The sequence below is a fragment of the Mycolicibacterium sp. HS_4_1 genome (assembly GCF_054515875.1).
The window spans coordinates 4,640,816-4,657,019 of the sequence record NZ_CM137261.1 but is presented as its reverse complement, the minus strand read 5'-3'; the positions used below and the strand labels follow the sequence as shown (position 1 = coordinate 4,657,019).

The following is a 16,204-nucleotide window of genomic DNA, read 5'->3' as shown; positions in this document are numbered from 1 at the left end:
GTCAGCCCTCCCGGGCCGGAGTCCGGCTGAGTAGTTCGGTGACAACGTTTTCGACGGCGCGGGCTGCCGCCGGGACCGCGGCGGCAACGACATCGGACAGACCCATCCGGTCGTCGACGTCGGCAACCTCGCACCCTACGACGACGGTGTAGGGGGCCTGTCCGCCGAGCGCGTTCAGGCTGGCGAACACCGTTGTGGGGTCCATGGCGTGCGCGTCCAGGCCCACCGCCTCCGTGAGTGATTGGTGACTGGCTTCGAAGACGCGCACTGTCCCCGGCACGCCCCGGCAGGGGAGTGCGTCGACAAGCACCAGCGCGTCCCACTCGGCGAGGAGATCGTAGGCAAGGTGCATGCCCCGGATGCCGTAGTCCGTGAGGCGGACACCAGGTTGTGCGGCAGCGGCGATATGACGGAGCACCTCGGGGCCGAAGCCGTCGTCGCCGAGGAAGATGTTGCCGATACCGGCTACCAGGATCTGTTGCGTGGCAGTGCCTCCGTCACATCCGTCGCATGCGCAGGTATCGGCGCGCATCCGGGATGGAGCGGACGCCGACGACCCCCGCGACCACCACCACTGCCGCGACGACGATCACGGCGATCCAACCCACTACTTCCATGGCGATATCCCTTCATTCAGCGGTTCGACCTCGTCAGGTGCGAAGTACAGATAGCGGCCGTACCAGTCGTGCATTTCAGCGGCCGGATCGTCCTCGAGGACCACGCCGATCTGCTGGTCTCCGTCGACCGTCTCGTGTACGCAGGTGACTCGGGCCACCTTGTCGGCGTAGAACAGGTCCTGTGCATCGGCGCGGCGACAAGGATGCAGCCGCACCCGGCTGTCGCGACTGACTCGCACCCCGTTCACCAGCACGGCATCGACGTTCGGGGCGACCGCGGTGTCCGCCAGCGGGTCCCACCAGTCCATGCCTTCGGGCACCTCGGGTATCAGCGATCGGACGTCGCCGCCGGCATGCGGATTACGTAACACTCCATGCAGATTCAGCAGTGCTTCCGGTGACATCGCGTCGCAGCGATCGATGATCTCCGCCGCGCGCGGGTCGGTGGCGCGCGCCTGCGCCTTCTCCTCGTCGGTCATCGTCATGACGCGCAACGTCAGGATCTCGTCGATCTCGGTCGAGTCGAACAGAGCGCCCTCGCTCTGCTCGGCGATCTCCGGATGGTCGTACAGGATGATCGGAGACACCAGCATCAGCGTGGTGTCGCCGGGCGGACCGGCCAGTACCGGGAAGCAGCGGTGCCGCAGGCAGCGGCTGACGGCGTCGACGGCCGACGCGGGCGGTTCCAGCAGTGAGACGAATTCGCCGCCGGTGACCTCGGTGATCAGGTGGGTGCCGATCAGTGAGTGTGCGATCGCGTCATCCTTATCTGCCGGTGCCGCAGCTGTATTGCGCAGCGCCAGGCTGATGCGCAGCAGGCCGTCATCGGGTTCGGACCGCACCGTCAGCTCGGCGCGCAACTCCACGCGGCTCCGGACCAATCTGCCGCCTTCGAAGGGCTCGACGTCGCGCCCACCGGCAATGATGATCGGCAGCGTCTGCGGCGTCTCGAGTTCGGATTCGCGCAGCGGCCCGAACGACATCTCGCATGCCACCGCTTCGTCCCACGTGAGCCAGGTGCGGTCGGCCACCGTCAGGTCGTGGACCGGTGCGAAACCGTCACCGGTGTCTCGTTCGACGGCGCGGTGTTGCAGCTGCAGGAACCGCACGACGATGGTCAGCGCCGTGTCAGGCCCGGGGCTGACGAGAAGTTGCGCCGAGAGAGTGTCATCCTCGCCGAGCCCGAGCTCGGCCGCCCGCTGTGGACCGAGCACGCCGAATTGCCAGCGGGACTGGTTCTTTCCCGAGGTCGACCGGTAGGGATAGAGCAGATAACCCTCGTAGAGCACCGCGTCGGCAACGGCTCTGGCTCGTTCCCAGGAAGCAGTCATCGGAGGTCCTCCGCAGTCTGGCAGGCCAACAACGCCGCGACCGTGTCGTCGAGGCCGAGCAACGCATGCCGGGTCTTGTAGTCGACCAAGGCGTCGATGGTGTTGTGATGCAACCTGATCCAGCCGGTGTGCGGATAGTGCATGGCGATGAGGTCGCGCCATACCGATACCGGCAGGTCGTAGTGGTCTTCCTGATCCCAGGGCACCGGCGTGACGGCGAAGCCACGCTGCCCCTTGGTGAAGACAGTGCCGCTGAACAGGAACTGCAGCGGGATGTTGCCGTCGCGCAGCGCATGGCAGAACTTGGCCGCGGTGACTTCGAAGTCGTAGGTGCACTCCAGAGGGAGATCGACCTGAGTGCTGCCGCTGAATCCGGGCACCATTACGCCACTGTGCTGCCACAGGAAGGTGTGTTGCGTGGTGCCCCAGCGGTCGCGGGTACCGAACAGGTCCAGCAGCGCGGCCGCCTCGTCCTGGGCATAGCCGCGGCGCAGCGGCTCGATGCGGATCTGGGCACGCAAGGCGATGGCGTGCACCGGCTCGTCGCCGGCCGCGGCGATCCCTACCCGCGCAGTCAGCACCGGGGCCACCGCGTAGGGCTCGGGGACAACGTCGACGACGGCGAAGGTCACCTCGGTCACGGCGTCACGACCTTGCTGCGTTCGGTGATCGCAGTGAAGAATTCCTCGACGTATTCGTGGACCTGCTGCCCGCCGTCGAAGCCACGCCACAGCATCCGCAGGCGGCCGACGAACTCGTAGCAGGCATCGACGGGCACCAGATGGCATTCGATGGGCAGCGGATCGCCCGGCACCCGCACGATCAGTGCCTCGGTGTCCGCGGCCAGGAGGTCGACGCGCGGATCGGCGGCCCGGATGTCGTCCCATATGTCAAGGTCCAGTTCGGATTCCGTGGCGCCTGCCGGTCCCGGGTAGAAGGCGACGGTGCGGTCGAGGGCGGAGTTGCTGAAGAAGAACGCCAAGCCGACGGGTATCTGCAGCAGTTCCCATTCGCGGTGGCCGAGCGCGAACTCGGGGAAAGTGAGGTACCGGTCGGGGACCGCGCGGTAGCGCAGCGCCGCATCGACGTCGGTGAACAGCAGATAGCAGCCCCGGCAGACGCACATCAACTGTCGGCCTTCGATGTTCACCACGTGTTGGTGCTCTGCGGCGATCTGCTCCGAGCACATCTCGCACCGCTCACCGCCGGCCGGAGGTAGCGACCGGCTGGCACGGATCCGCGCCAGGACGTCGTATGCACTCGTCATGGCACACCCGCGGTGGTCGGTTTCGCATCCAAGGCGATGGACAGCACGCCGTCGCGCATCAGCACCGGTAACGGCTCGAGATGTTCGGCAGCTGAAGAGTTTTCGTCGACGCAGATGCCCGCATGCACGACATCGAAATGGGCGTGGCAGCGGGGGCAGCGCAGCAGCGGGTCCGGCGATGCGACGCGGGGGTGCAGCGCGGCTCCCGCCAGGGAATCACCACAGCGCCCGCACCGGTCCCGGTAGACAAACCAGTTCTCGCCGAGCCGGCACGCCAGTACCGTGCTGCCTGCGACCCGGAACCCGCCGACCTCAGCGTGTTTCAGGTCAGCGAGCTCCGGCACCGGATGCCAGGCGGACACGGTGTGGCCGTTGCGGTGAATCCGGCTCAGCAGCGTATCCGGCGGTATCACCCCGGTTTCGGGTTGGGCCGCGACCACCTCGATGGTGCTGACCTCCGGGGCGGCCGCGCGGATGGCGTCTTCGACGGCGAGTTCCAGCGTCACCGCAGATGAAGGGCAGCTCTTGCAGCTACCTGAGAATTGCAACCGTGCGGCCGCGCCGTCGGGTCCTTCTGTCACGCTCAGCACGGCCACATCGCCGCCGTGGGAACCGAGATACGGCCGGACCCTGTCCAGTGCGTCCTCGACGCGCCGTCTGGTGTCGTGCGGATGCAGGCCGTGCACCAGTAGCAGACTGGCGATCAGATCGTCGGCCGCGAACTGCTCGACGAACTCGGGTGAGGCGGCGAGCAGCTCGATGATCCGTTGCAGCGCAGCACCATACAAATCGGTGACTTCGCCTACCAACAGTTCGGCGCGCTCACGCGCCACCGGCCCGGCCGCCGAACTGGCGTCGAGCAGCGTCTGTATCCGGTCTCCCGCCGTGCGCCAATGTGCGTCGTCGGGCGCGCCCACCGGCTAGTCCCCGGTTACGGACTGCGTCGGGGAGTGCAAACGTTCCAGGGTCTTTCCGTCACCCAGGTACATGTGCACCCCGCACGGCAGACACGGGTCGAAACTGCGCACCGTACGCATGATGTCGATGCCTTTGAAATGTTCCCGGTCGTTCTCCTCGAAGATCGGCTGGCCCTGCACGGCATCCTCGTACGGTCCTGGTGTGCCATAGCTGTCCCGGGGATTGGCATTCCACGGTGTCGGCGGATACGGGTGGTAATTGGCGATCTTGCCGTCCCGGATCACCATGTGGTGGCTCAGCACGCCGCGCACGGCTTCGGTGAAGCCGCAGCCGATGGCCTCGTCGGGCACCGTGAACTTTTCCCACGTCTTGGTGCGGCCGGCCCGGATCTCGGCGAGCGCCTTCTCCGCGAAATGCAGTGCACAGGCCGCCGCGTAGGCCTGGAAGTAGGTACGGGCACGGTTGCGTTCGATGGTGTTGCTGCCGTGCTGCGGGATCTTCCACTCCAGTTCGACGGGTCCCTTGAGGATGGTCTTGGGCAGGTTGATCTGCACACTGTGTCCCGTCGACTTCACGTAGCCGATGTCGACCAGACCAGCCAGCGCGGTGGACCACAGCCGGGCCAGCGGCCCACCACCGGTGTCCAGGGCCAGGTGGTCCTTGCCGTCGAACCAGCGCGGCGACATCACCCAGCTGTACTTGTCTTCCATGTCCCGCTTCTGCGGATGCGGGTTGGTGTGCTGATTCCACGGGTGCCGGCGATCGACGGGGTTGCCGAGCGGATCGTTCTTCACGAACATTTCCTGGTCGGTCCAGTCGTCGTAATACGAACTGCCCAAAAGGATTCGGATTCCCAGGTTGATGTCAACCAGCGAATGCGTGACCAACTTGCCGTCCACGACGACACCCGGGGTCACGAACATCGCATCGCCCCAGCGTTCCATGTCGCGGTAGGCGAAGTTGCAGACTTCGGGATCCTGGAACGAGCCCCAGCAGCCCAGTAGGGTACGGCGCAGGCCGACCTGTTCGTAGCCGGGTAGGGCCTCGTAGAAGAAATCGAACAGGTCGTCGTGCATGGGCACGACCTTCTTCATGAACTCGACGTAGCGCATCAACCGGGTCATGTAGTCGGTCATCAGCTGGACGGTGGCCACTGTGCCGATGCCCCCGGGGTAGAGCGTGGACGGGTGGACGTGTCGACCTTCCATGAGGCAGAACATTTCTCTCGTCCATCGGCTGACCTGGAGTGCCTCGCGATAAAACTCGCCGGTGAACGGGTTGAGCGTGCGCATGATGTCGGCGATGGTCCGGTAGCCGTGGGCATCGGAGTGGGGTGCCAGCGTGTTCTCGGCTTTGGCGAGCACACTCGGGTTGGTCTCGGCGACCATCTTCTCGCAGTAGTCGACGCCGACCAGGTTCTCTTGGAAGATGTTGTGGTCGAACATGTATTCCGCAGCCTCGCCCAGATTGACGAGCCATTCCCCCAGATGTGGTGGCTTTACGCCGTAAGCCATGTTCTGGCAGTAGCACGAACAGGTGGCGTGGTTATCCCCGCAGATGCCGCAGATGCGGCTGGTGATGAAGTGGGCGTCCCGCGGATCTTTGCCTTTCATGAAGATCGAGTAGCCGCGGAAGATCGACGACGTGCTGTGGCATTCCACGACTTCGCGGTTCTCGAAGTCGATCTTCGTGTAGATGCCGAGGCTGCCGACGATCCGGGTGATGGGGTCCCACGCCATCTCGACGAGCTGGCCCGGTTCGCGCTTGACGTGTGATGGTTCCGGAATGATCGTGGTCATGGACTTCGCTCCCTAGCAATACCTTTCGCCCTGCTGGTGGCGGGCGGTCGGAACCGGGCACCTACCAGGTGCGGGTCGCTCCCGTTTCAAGCTTTGTGCCGCGATGACGCCAATGCGGTTCCTTGTCGACGGTGCGCCCGGTGATGTGGCGCAGGTTGCGGATGACGCTTCCGTACAGACCCGACGCCGCGGTGGAAACCTTGCCGCCCGGCGGTTCATCCATGAAAGGCATGAACTTGTCGGGGAATCCGGGCATGGTGCAGCCGATACAGATACCACCCACATTCGGGCATCCGCCGATGCCGTTGATCCAGCCCCGCTTCGGCACGTTGCACTTGACGACCGGGCCCCAACAACCCAGTTTGACAATGCATTTGGGCGATCCGTACTCGTGGGCGAAGTCGCCCTGCTCGTAATAGCCGGCCCGGTCACAGCCTTCGTGCACGGTGGCACCGAAGAGCCAGGTGGGCCGCAGGGCGTCGTCCAGCGGGATCATCGGGGCCTGGTCGGTCGCCATGTAGAGCAGGTAGGTCAGCGTCTCTGCCAGGTTGTCCGGGTGTATCGGGCAGCCCGGCACGCAGACTATCGGGATGCCTGCCTTGCTCTTCCAGTCCCACCCGAGGTAGTCGGGCACACCCATCGCGCCGGTCGGGTTACCGGCCATCGCGTGGATGCCGCCGTAGGCGGCGCAGGTGCCGACAGCCACCACCGCGGTTGCCTTGGGGGCCAATCGATCCAGCCACTCGCTGGTGGTCATCGGCTGCCCGGTGGCGGGGTTGTTGCCGAACCCGCACCAGTAGCCCTCGGTGTGTAATTGCTCGTTGGGGATCGATCCTTCGACAACCAGCACGAACGGGTCGAGTTCGCCCCGATCGGCCTTGAAGAACCATTCGAGGAAATCGTCTGCGCCCCCGGTCGGGCCGCATTCGAAGTCGATGAGTGGCCAATGCACGGCGATTTGGGGGAGACCGGGGAGCGCACCGAGTGCGATCTCCTCGATGCTGGGCTGAGTGGCGGCAGTCAGCGCCACGGAATCGCCATCACAACTCAGACCGGCATTGATCCAGAGGACGTGGATCAATGCCGATTCTGCCTTGACTGCTGCCGGTGTGGGCATAGCGCAGTTCTTTCCGGGACGGGCTGGGTCCCACGTCGATCTCTTAGGGACTGGTTGTTCAATCCCATCGCCGCAGGAGTCGACGATCGGCCCGATGCGCGGCGCTGTTTCTCGGTTTACTCCAGGTGGAATGGGTTGTCAACGGCTCGAGATGACCTGCCAGGGAACCGATATCCGGGTGGCGAGATCGTTGGCAAAGACGGTTGGTCATCAATTGATTCATTGCTTGGATACCTGCATCCGCTGGTCCCAAAGATGATGGAATTCAAGATCATTGACAATTACTCGGCCGTTGGCGGGCATGGCTGGCAAATTTGCGTAGCCAGTCGAACCATGCCGCCATTCCTTCGCCGGTGCGCGCGCTGACTGGCAGAATCGTGGCGTCGGGATTGACGAGCCGAACATGTGACACGTAGGTGTCTATGTCGACGTCGAGGTGCGGGGCCAGGTCGATCTTGTTGAGCAGCACCACGTCCACAGCGCGGAACATCACGGGATACTTCAACGGCTTGTCTTCGCCTTCGGTCAGCGAGTAGACCATCGCCTTGGCATGCTCGCCGACGTCGAACTCGGCCGGGCAGACCAGGTTGCCGACGTTTTCGATGATGACGAGATCAAGCCCTGCAAGATCCAAGCCTTGCAGGGCCCGATTGACCATGGGCGCATCCAGATGGCATTCGCCGCCGAATCCGTTGTTGGTGTTGATCAGCGACACCTGCGCGCCGCGGCCCTCGAGTTTGGCCGCGTCCAGGTCGGTGGCGATGTCGCCTTCGATCACCCCGAGCGTGAGGTCGCTCTTCAGTTCATCGAGCGTGGCAGCCAGCACCGTCGTCTTGCCGGAGCCGGGTGAACTCATCAAATTGAGCGCACGAATCCCATTGGTCTCGAACGTATCTCGGTTGATGTTCGCACGCACATCGTTCTCGGCGAAAATCGATTCCAGTACGTCGATCCGCTGGGTGCCGGTGTCGTAGCCGCTGTGGTCGCCATGCTCGTGATGGTGGTCTCCGTGTTCATGGGAATGGACCGTGCCGTCATCGTGTCGGTGAAATCTGCCCATGGTGGCTACCTCTCGTCCTCGTCACGCGCTGAGTTTCAGGACACGTCCAAGGACGTCACCTGGAACTCATTGCCTTTGACCACCAGTACGTCGCCGCTGTCGCACGCCGGGCAGCACACCGACCACCGTGAGGTGAGCACTGACTGCTGTCCGCACGAGTGACAGAGGACTTCTGCCGGAACCATTTCCAGCTCGAGCTCGGCGTCGGGCATGGATTCGTACTCGCGGATCAGGCCCCAGCAGAACGACAGTGAATCGGGTACCACCTGCCGAAGGGCGCCGACTTGTACGCGTACCACGTCGACGTGCTTGTCGACTGCGTACGGTCTGATCACACCGGCGATCGCTTCACAGAGCGACAGTTCATGCACTGGGTCTCACCCCGCCTCCGCCCGGTCGCCGGAACGTCTTTCAACGCTACGCCCATTGTCCGCCGCGGCAGGACGAAACTAGCCTGATAGTTGGCCGACGCGAAGGAGGATGCCATGTGCCCCGGCAAGGTGACGGTCAGCTGAAGTGACGCCGTCGGCGGCAACTCCGCGGGCCCCGGACAACCGGGGCGTCGAGATGTTCGCCCGCTACGCCTATGCCCCCAACCATCTTGGTTATTGCGGCCCGGCGGCGCTGGCCTCGATGCGCAACGCCTCCGCCGATCAAGTGCGGGACGCGGCCCGCAGCTTCTCAGGTGCGTGGCCATACCTCGAAGTGCTGTCGAGGATGACCGGCATCTCCGACCCGCTGGACCTGCGCCTCGTCGAATCCTATTGGCTGGGAGGCGGTATCGCCGCCGCGCTGGATTCCGGTGATTTCGCGAGTCATCTGTTGGCCGTCATCGGGCCGCTGGTAGGTCATTACTGGTCGTATCTGACCGCGGACCTGGCCGGTGAGGCCGCGGCCAATCATTGTTTCCATGTGTTCGGGGTGTATCCGTGGTCGCGATTGCTCGGCCGCGGAAAGGACGAGCAGCCCCTACGCGTCCTGGACAACTGCCGGATCACGTGGGCGACGGTGATTTCTCGGACCGGCGACAGGATCGGCGCAGAGGCACGCCGGCTGCTGTGGGACGGCCGCGAACTCCGGCTGTCCGAGCCGTCGCCGCGGTACCTGGAGGTATGGGGGGACGGCTACAGCGCGGTACCCGACGTGGCGGTCGGCGATCAGGTCGCGGTGCACTGGGAACGAGTGTGTGGGCGGCTGACGCCCGACCAGTGTCGTGCGTTGGAGGACAGCACCCGGCGTCAGCTCGTCCTGACCAACCAACGGCTGGCGCGGGGCTGATGGCGATGAGTCGGTCTCGATGGGCGGCGCTGACCAGAGCTGAGTGGTGGCGTTTGGGGGCCATGGTCGGCGTGGTCGTGGCGCTGCATCTGATCGGCTGGCTCACGCTGGTGGCACTCGTGGTTCCGCAACACTTCGATCTGGGAGGCAAGGCGCTGGGGCTCGGCGTCGGCATGACCGCTTACACACTCGGATTGCGGCATGCCTTCGACGCAGACCATATTTCGGCGATCGACAACACGACCCGCAAGTTGATGGCCGACGGCCAGCGGCCGCTGTCGGTCGGGCTGTACTTCTCCCTTGGGCATGCCACGGTCGTGTTCGGGCTCGCGGTGCTGCTCTCGACGGGAGTCAAGGCGGTCATCGGCGCCATCCGCGATGGTTCCGCGTTGCACCACTACACCGGTCTGATCGGTACCGGCATTTCGGGCGTTTTCCTGCTTCTCATCGCGACCGTCAACATCGGCATTCTCGGCGGAACATTGAAGGTGTTCCGCGACATGCGTTCCGGGACCTACGACGAAGCAGAACTCGAAGACCTGCTCGACAAGCGGGGATTGCTGAACCGCGTGTTCGGCGGGCTCATGAAATCGATCACCAAACCGCGCCAGATGTACCTGGTCGGCGTGCTGTTCGGGTTGGGTTTCGACACCGCCACCGAGGTCGCGCTGCTGGTACTGGCCGGCACCAGTGCGGCGGCCGGGCTGCCCTGGTACGCCATCGTGTGCTTGCCGGTCTTGTTCGCCGCGGGCATGAGTCTGCTCGATACCGCCGACGGCACATTCATGAACTTCGCCTACGGCTGGGCGTTTCTCAAGCCGGTCCGCAAGGTGTACTACAACATCACCATCACGGGCCTGTCCATCGCGGTAGCGCTCATCGTCGGCGGCATCGAGCTGCTCGGCCTGCTGGCTCAGCAGCTGGGCTGGAGGGGCGGGTTCTGGGGCTGGATCAACGGCCTCGACTTCAACCTGCTCGGCTTCGTCATTGTCGGGCTGTTCGTGATCACCTGGATCGGTGCCCTGCTGATTTGGCGCTACGCCAAGATCGAGGCCAAGTGGTCGGCCGGCCCTTCGGTAGCTTCGATCGAGTGGACCGCACCTAGACCGAATGCGGGCGGCCCCACCCGGACGGGTGAGGCCGCAGGCGGACATTGTTGATCACGACGCGCGGCGGATGCCCCGCTTCAGCAACAGTTCACGCTCGCTTTCGCTGAGCCCGCCCCAGATGCCGTACGGTTCGCCGACGGCCAGTGCGTGTGACCGGCACTGAGTGATCACCGGGCAGGCCCGGCACATCTCCTTGGCGCGCATTTCGCGCTGGGCCCGAGCCCGGCCGCGCTCGCCATCGGGATGGAAGAACACCGCGGAGTCGACGCCCCGGCAAGTGCCGTGCATCTGCCAATCCCACATATCGGCGTTGGGTCCGGGAAGCTGCTGAGGCTGTGGCATTGGGAAATGACTCCTCCCCGCGCGTCCTATTCGCAATCTGTGGATGCGCGTCGATCTGCAAATGACCCGAGCACTTGTCGCCGATGACATCTCGTGCACACAACGTAGAAGGATTCGGCAAATTCCGTCAATAGCCACGCGCTGTGCGAAACCCCATAAGCGCAGGTCAACAATTTACATCTCGTTCATCTTCGCGACGCTTTGGAAACGAAACGGCTGGTCCCGATATGATCCACCGCAGCCGAAAGCACCGTGTTTCAGCAGTTCGCGCGAGTTCGCCACATCGGTCAATTTGTGGCCGAAATGGATGTAATTGACATCCTGTTAACACGACGAGCATTAATTATTAACGAAAGCCGCCGAACCCGCAGCGCGAGAGAACGCCGCCGAGCGCCGGGGCCGCATTGATACCGTGCTGACTCGATGACCGCAACCGGTACTACGACGCTGTCTGCCGACCAGCCAGCCGTCCGTCTATATGACGCCGCATTTGGCAACGACCTGCCGTGTTGGCCGCTGCCGGCGGCGCGCTCGGTCGACGAGCTGTGGCTGCGCGCCGTCGCCGCGGGCGGTCAGGGGTACTACGCGGTCGCGGTCGCGGACCTCGACTCGGTGTCGCGGCGAGCTCGCGGTTCGTTGCTGTCGCTGGCGCACAGCACCCGCGCCTCGTTTCTCCGGCAGCTCGGCTGGCACCGCCTGGCCCGGATCGCCGACGGTCGGGCGTGGGCATTGGTTGCCCACCAACCTCACGCCGCGCAGGCGCGGGCGGACGCGCTCGTCGGTCTGGCTGCCGACGCCCTCGGGATCGGCCGCTTCGGGGTGGCGCACCGGCTGCTTGAGCGGGCCGCGGCCGAGACCGAAAACAGCGGGGTGCCGCGCCAGCGCGTTCGGCTGGCGTGGGTCAGCGCTGAATTGGCCATGGTCAGTGGTCGGGGCGAGGAGTCCGTCGGTCATGCCGAGCGCGCTCGAGAGCTCGTCGGTGACCTGGGGTCGCCGCGCCACGCCGTGAAAACCGACGTCGTGTATTCGGCGGCGCTGTGCAGTGCGGGTCGGCTCGACGACTCCCGCCGGGTCGGCGACAGCGCGCTGGACCGTGCCCGGCAGTTCGGCTTGGTGCCGCTGACCTGGGCATTGGGCTGTTTGTTGAGCGATATCGGCAGCGCCGCGCACAGCCCGGAATCGATCGCCCAGATCCGCGACGCCGCGGCTACCACCGTCCGCGAACGGGGTGGGCGATGGGCGGGATGAATCTGACCGCCCGCGCCAGTCATTAATGTTGACCTGACATACCAACCACGGCAACGCCTCGTCCGTAACGCTGGAGAATGCGCCCACGATGACATTTTCGGGAGATGGTCTCGATGCCGTCGTTGCTGATGCAGTTGCCGGCAATCGTGATGCGCTCCGCAAGGTGTTGGAAACCATCCGCCCGATCGTCGTTCGGTACTGCCGCGCGCGGTTCGGGGTCGGTGAACGACAGGGTGTTTCCGCAGACGATGTGGCTCAGGAGGTGTGTTTAGCTGTGATCACGGCGCTGCCGCGGTACAAGGACCAGGGACGGCCGTTCCTGGCTTTCGTGTACGGCATTGCCGCTCACAAGGTTGCTGACGCGCATCGCGCCGCGGGCCGCAACCGGGCTGAAGCCACCGATGATCTGCCGGACCGCCCGTCGAACGAACTGGGTCCGGAGCAGATGGCCATCGATGCCGACGCGGCTGCCCGGATGAACCGGTTGCTGGCGGTGCTGCCCGAGAAGCAGCGCGAAATCCTGATTCTGCGCGTCGTCGTCGGCATGAGCGCCGAAGAGACCGCCGAGGCCGTCGGCAGCACTGCCGGCGCGGTCCGCGTGGCTCAGCATCGGGCACTGGCCCGGTTGAAGGCTGAGATCGGTTCGACGGAGCGTGGACATGCCTGACTCCGGACAGTGGTCGCCCAATGGCGGCGATCCCTCGCTCAACGAGGTTCGGCGGGTCGACCGATTCTTCGACGCGCTCGCCGCCGACCAGCATGCGTACTCGACGGACTCCACGGAAGCCGAGCTCGCGTTCCTGTTCGCCGACTGGCGCGACAGCATCCGTGAACCCGCGGTGACGACGCCCGTCACGGCCCGCGACGCGGTGGCGGCCCTGCAGAGTGGGTTGCACCGCAAGGAATCCCGGACCTCGCTGACGATCGTCGGGTCGGTTGCCGCGGCACTGTTGTGCCTCGGCGGCTTCGGGACCGCGATCTACGCCGCCGGACCGAACTCCTCGCTGTACGGCCTGCACACCGCGATGTTCGGCACCGACAAGGCCAGCCGCGACGACCAGGTGATGCTGGCCGCGCAGACCGAGATGCAACAGGTGCAGCAGCTGATCGACAACGGTCAGTGGCAGCAGGCGCAGGACAAGTTGCAGGCCCTGAGCCCGAAAGTGCAGAGCGTCGACACCCCGGAGCACAAGCAACAGCTGATCCAGCAGTGGAATGCTCTGACCTACAAGGTGGTTGAGCAGAATCCCGCGGCCACTTTGCCGCCGCCGGGGGAGCCGTTGCCGGTCCTCCCGTCCTCGCCGCTGACGCTGCTGCCGGTCCCGGTGGTCGAGACGACGTCGACCTCTTCGAGCACGACGTCCAGCTCATCGACGACCACCTCGTCGTCGGACGCGACGTCGTCCACAACCACGACGTCGTCCACTGCGTCGACGTCGCCGTCGGATACGACGACGAGCACGACGTCCCCGACCGAGCCGACGAGTTCTACGTCGCCGACGACGTCGAGCAGCTCGACGGCCACGTCGACATCGACATCGGCATCCACGGCCACGACCACTTCTGCGCCATCGTCGGTGCCGTCCACTGAGACTGCGACCCATTCCGCAACCGTGCCGTCGAGCGAACCCGTCGTCACCAACCCGGCCATGGCGTCGCCCACGCCCACGGCCACGGTTGCGCCGTCGCCGACACAGAACCCGGCGCCCGCCCAGACGGTCACGACCGTCGCCCCGACTGTCACATCGCCCTCGGTGACCACACCGGCGCAGACGGCGTCGGTCGCCCCGTCGACCAAGGAAACGCAGCAGCAGGAGCCGACGCGGGAGCGGTCGGTCACGACCACGACGGACGCGCCGTCCGGATCAGGGCGCGGGCAGCACTGATTCACGCGGTCATTGGCCCGGCGTGTTGAGTCGTTGACCCTGTAATAGGGGTGCTGCTTACTCGATCTTTTACGCCCTCAGCGCAAGATCAACCGCAAACGCGCTGAACGTGATGTCCGGCACGTCAACAGAAAGAATCAGCGGTAGCCGTCGTGCTCGGAGGTCGCCTCGTTGAGCGATGCATCGGCGTAGCCGCGGCAGTAGTCCCACGTCACGTAAGCATCAGGCTCGGGATCGTAGGCGGGCTCATGGGGGCGGACGGTGCCGTCGACCAACAGCTGCAGGAGGTTGGCCCGCAGCATGTCCCAGTCGTGGTAGTGGTCCTGCTGGCATTCGTCACAACAGACGACGAGACCGCGAATACCCTTGTGCGCCAAGAGTGTTTCGTACACCGCCAGATCGGCGAGATCGGCCTCGACGGCCATGCGTTCCTGCGGGTCCAGGGGCTGTCCGGGCTCCAGCGCATCCAGAACGGCCGACGGGTCCATGGGATCGTCGGCGAACGGGTCGGGTGGCAAGCCCGGTGGCAGGTGGTCACGCACAGCTCCACCCTACTTATCCCCCCTGTCGATGCGCCAGCCGTTACCCCGGCGTGCCGCTGCACAGCGGGTTCGGTGCACACAGTCTGGGCCGATAGGATGGCTTTTTAGTTCCACGACTGTGTCTGCCCTGGAGGCCCCACCCATGTCGATCGCTGAAAGCAGCGTTCCCATCTCCGTTCCGGTGCCGACCGGCGGTGACGATCCGACCAAGGTCGCGATGCTCGGGCTGACCTTCGATGACGTCCTCCTGCTGCCCGCGGCATCCGACATCATCCCAGCCACCGCCGACACGTCCAGCCAGTTGACGCGCAACATCCGGCTGCGGGTGCCGCTGGTCAGCTCGGCGATGGACACTGTCACCGAGTCGCGCATGGCCATCGCGATGGCCCGCGCCGGTGGCATGGGTGTGCTGCACCGCAACCTGCCGGCCAGTGAGCAGGCCGCCCAGGTCGAGACCGTCAAGCGGTCCGAGGCCGGCATGGTCACCGATCCGGTGACGTGCTCGCCGGACAACACGCTGGCCGAGGTGGACGCCATGTGCGCCCGCTTCCGGATCTCGGGCCTGCCGGTCGTGGACAAGAACGGGCAGCTCGTCGGCATCATCACCAACCGCGACATGCGCTTCGAGGTCGACCAGGCCAAGCCGGTTGCCGAGGTGATGACCAAGGCTCCGCTGATCACCGCGCAGGAGGGTGTCTCCGCCGAGGCCGCGCTGGGCCTGCTGCGCCGGCACAAGATCGAGAAGCTGCCGATCGTCGACGGACACGGCAAGCTCACCGGGCTGATCACCGTCAAGGACTTCGTCAAGACCGAGCAGTTCCCGCTGGCCACCAAGGACAGCGACGGCCGTCTGCTGGTCGGTGCCGCCGTCGGCGTGGGTGACGACGCCTGGACCCGCGCCATGACGCTGGCCGACGCCGGTGTCGACATCCTGATCGTGGACACCGCGCACGCCCACAACCGCGGGGTGCTGGACATGGTGGCCCGTCTCAAGAAGGCCGTCGGCGAGAAGGTCGAGGTGGTCGGCGGCAACGTCGCCACCCGGTCCGCTGCCGCCGCGCTGTGCGAGGCCGGCGCCGACGCGGTCAAGGTGGGTGTCGGCCCCGGCTCCATCTGCACCACCCGGGTGATCGCCGGTGTCGGCGCTCCGCAGATCACGGCGATCTTGGAAGCTGTGGCGGCGACCAAGCCCTACGGCGTGCCCGTGATCGCCGACGGTGGTCTGCAGTACTCGGGCGACATCGCCAAGGCGCTGGCCGCCGGCGCCTCGACCGCGATGCTTGGGTCCTTGCTGGCCGGAACCGCCGAATCGCCGGGCGAGTTGATCTTCGTCAACGGCAAGCAGTTCAAGAGCTACCGCGGAATGGGATCGCTGGGCGCCATGCAGGGCCGCGGTCAGGGCAAGTCGTACTCCAAGGACCGCTACTTCCAGGACGATGTGCTCTCCGAAGACAAGCTGGTGCCCGAGGGTATCGAGGGCCGAGTGCCGTTCCGCGGTCCGTTGTCGACAGTGATCCACCAGCTCACCGGCGGTCTGCGGGCCGCCATGGGCTACACCGGCTCAGCCACCATCGAACAACTGCAGCAGGCGCAGTTCGTGCAGATCACTGCGGCGGGCTTGAAGGAAAGCCACCCGCACGACATCACGATGACCGTCGAAGCACCGAACTATTCCTCGCGCTGACCGACA

At 65.3% G+C, this 16,204-nt stretch carries 18 protein-coding genes; 6 read left to right on the top strand and 12 right to left on the bottom strand.

What is annotated here, in order from left to right; all coding sequences use genetic code 11:
• Position 1: 1 nt before the first annotated feature.
• The 10 genes from ACX12F_RS22465 to ACX12F_RS22420 form a co-directional block, all read right to left on the bottom strand.
• The gene (locus tag ACX12F_RS22465) at positions 2–532 is read right to left on the bottom strand and encodes a hydrogenase maturation protease (RefSeq protein ID WP_459366536.1); all 531 of its coding nucleotides are present in this window, start codon (positions 530–532) and stop codon (positions 2–4) included.
• Positions 498–617, bottom strand: a complete 120-nt coding sequence (locus ACX12F_RS22460) for a DUF6893 family small protein (protein ID WP_459366535.1) — start codon at positions 615–617, stop codon at positions 498–500. The genes ACX12F_RS22465 and ACX12F_RS22460 overlap by 35 nt, the downstream gene beginning before the upstream one ends.
• Positions 608–1,948 carry a hypothetical protein gene (locus tag ACX12F_RS22455; RefSeq protein ID WP_459366534.1) on the bottom strand — a complete coding sequence of 447 codons (1,341 nt, stop codon included), beginning with the start codon at positions 1,946–1,948 and terminating at the stop codon, positions 608–610. The genes ACX12F_RS22460 and ACX12F_RS22455 overlap by 10 nt, the downstream gene beginning before the upstream one ends.
• On the bottom strand, positions 1,945–2,589 hold the full coding sequence (locus tag ACX12F_RS22450; RefSeq protein WP_459366533.1) for a DUF6084 family protein: 645 nt from the start codon (positions 2,587–2,589) through the stop codon (positions 1,945–1,947). The genes ACX12F_RS22455 and ACX12F_RS22450 overlap by 4 nt, the downstream gene beginning before the upstream one ends.
• Positions 2,586–3,215 carry a DUF5947 family protein gene (locus ACX12F_RS22445; RefSeq protein WP_459366532.1) on the bottom strand — a complete coding sequence of 210 codons (630 nt, stop codon included), beginning with the start codon at positions 3,213–3,215 and terminating at the stop codon, positions 2,586–2,588. The genes ACX12F_RS22450 and ACX12F_RS22445 overlap by 4 nt, the downstream gene beginning before the upstream one ends.
• Positions 3,212–4,132, bottom strand: coding sequence for a NifU-related iron-sulfur-binding protein (locus ACX12F_RS22440; RefSeq protein WP_459366531.1), 921 nt, complete (start codon positions 4,130–4,132; stop codon positions 3,212–3,214). The genes ACX12F_RS22445 and ACX12F_RS22440 overlap by 4 nt, the downstream gene beginning before the upstream one ends.
• Positions 4,133–4,135: 3 nt before the next feature.
• Positions 4,136–5,932: a nickel-dependent hydrogenase large subunit gene (locus tag ACX12F_RS22435; protein WP_459366530.1), complete on the bottom strand. Its 1,797-nt coding sequence runs from the start codon at positions 5,930–5,932 to the stop codon at positions 4,136–4,138.
• 61 nt (positions 5,933–5,993) lie between these two features.
• A complete protein-coding gene (locus ACX12F_RS22430) occupies positions 5,994–7,049 on the bottom strand; it encodes an NADH-quinone oxidoreductase subunit B family protein (RefSeq protein WP_459366529.1) in 1,056 nt (351 codons plus the stop codon).
• Between the two features lie 271 nt (positions 7,050–7,320).
• Positions 7,321–8,109: a hydrogenase nickel incorporation protein HypB gene (hypB, locus tag ACX12F_RS22425; RefSeq protein WP_459366528.1), complete on the bottom strand. Its 789-nt coding sequence runs from the start codon at positions 8,107–8,109 to the stop codon at positions 7,321–7,323.
• 35 nt (positions 8,110–8,144) lie between these two features.
• Positions 8,145–8,480 (bottom strand): hydrogenase maturation nickel metallochaperone HypA, encoded by a 336-nt coding sequence (locus tag ACX12F_RS22420; protein ID WP_459366527.1) that lies wholly within the window; start codon positions 8,478–8,480, stop codon positions 8,145–8,147.
• Positions 8,481–8,676: 196 nt separating this feature from the next.
• Between ACX12F_RS22420 and ACX12F_RS22415 the strand changes: the two genes are divergently transcribed.
• Together ACX12F_RS22415 and nicT are read left to right on the top strand one after the other, a co-directional pair.
• The gene (locus ACX12F_RS22415) at positions 8,677–9,387 is read left to right on the top strand and encodes a DUF6390 family protein (protein WP_459370462.1); all 711 of its coding nucleotides are present in this window, start codon (positions 8,677–8,679) and stop codon (positions 9,385–9,387) included.
• Positions 9,387–10,547, top strand: coding sequence for a Nickel transporter NicT (nicT, locus tag ACX12F_RS22410; protein WP_459366526.1), 1,161 nt, complete (start codon positions 9,387–9,389; stop codon positions 10,545–10,547). Before ACX12F_RS22415 ends, nicT begins: the two co-directional genes overlap by 1 nt.
• On the opposite strand, the gene ACX12F_RS22405 is transcribed toward nicT, so the two are convergent.
• Entirely contained in the window at positions 10,548–10,838 is a 291-nt protein-coding gene (locus ACX12F_RS22405) for a WhiB family transcriptional regulator (protein ID WP_459366525.1), read from the bottom strand.
• Between the two features lie 423 nt (positions 10,839–11,261).
• Here ACX12F_RS22405 and ACX12F_RS22400 point away from each other — a divergent pair, with 423 nt between their 5' ends.
• From ACX12F_RS22400 to ACX12F_RS22390, 3 genes are all read left to right on the top strand, one after another.
• Entirely contained in the window at positions 11,262–12,086 is an 825-nt protein-coding gene (locus ACX12F_RS22400; RefSeq protein ID WP_459366524.1) for a hypothetical protein, read from the top strand.
• Between the two features lie 88 nt (positions 12,087–12,174).
• Positions 12,175–12,753 (top strand): sigma-70 family RNA polymerase sigma factor, encoded by a 579-nt coding sequence (locus tag ACX12F_RS22395; RefSeq protein ID WP_459366523.1) that lies wholly within the window; start codon positions 12,175–12,177, stop codon positions 12,751–12,753.
• Positions 12,746–13,972, top strand: coding sequence for an anti-sigma-D factor RsdA (locus ACX12F_RS22390; protein ID WP_459366522.1), 1,227 nt, complete (start codon positions 12,746–12,748; stop codon positions 13,970–13,972). The genes ACX12F_RS22395 and ACX12F_RS22390 overlap by 8 nt, the downstream gene beginning before the upstream one ends.
• 137 nt (positions 13,973–14,109) lie before the next feature.
• Here the strand turns inward: ACX12F_RS22390 and ACX12F_RS22385 are convergent, their stop codons facing one another.
• Entirely contained in the window at positions 14,110–14,514 is a 405-nt protein-coding gene (locus tag ACX12F_RS22385; RefSeq protein ID WP_020102483.1) for a DUF5319 domain-containing protein, read from the bottom strand.
• A gap of 142 nt (positions 14,515–14,656) precedes the next feature.
• Here ACX12F_RS22385 and guaB point away from each other — a divergent pair, with 142 nt between their 5' ends.
• Complete coding sequence (gene guaB, locus ACX12F_RS22380) at positions 14,657–16,198, top strand: IMP dehydrogenase (protein ID WP_459366521.1); 1,542 nt, start codon at positions 14,657–14,659, stop codon at positions 16,196–16,198.
• The last annotated feature ends 6 nt before the right edge of the window (positions 16,199–16,204 follow it).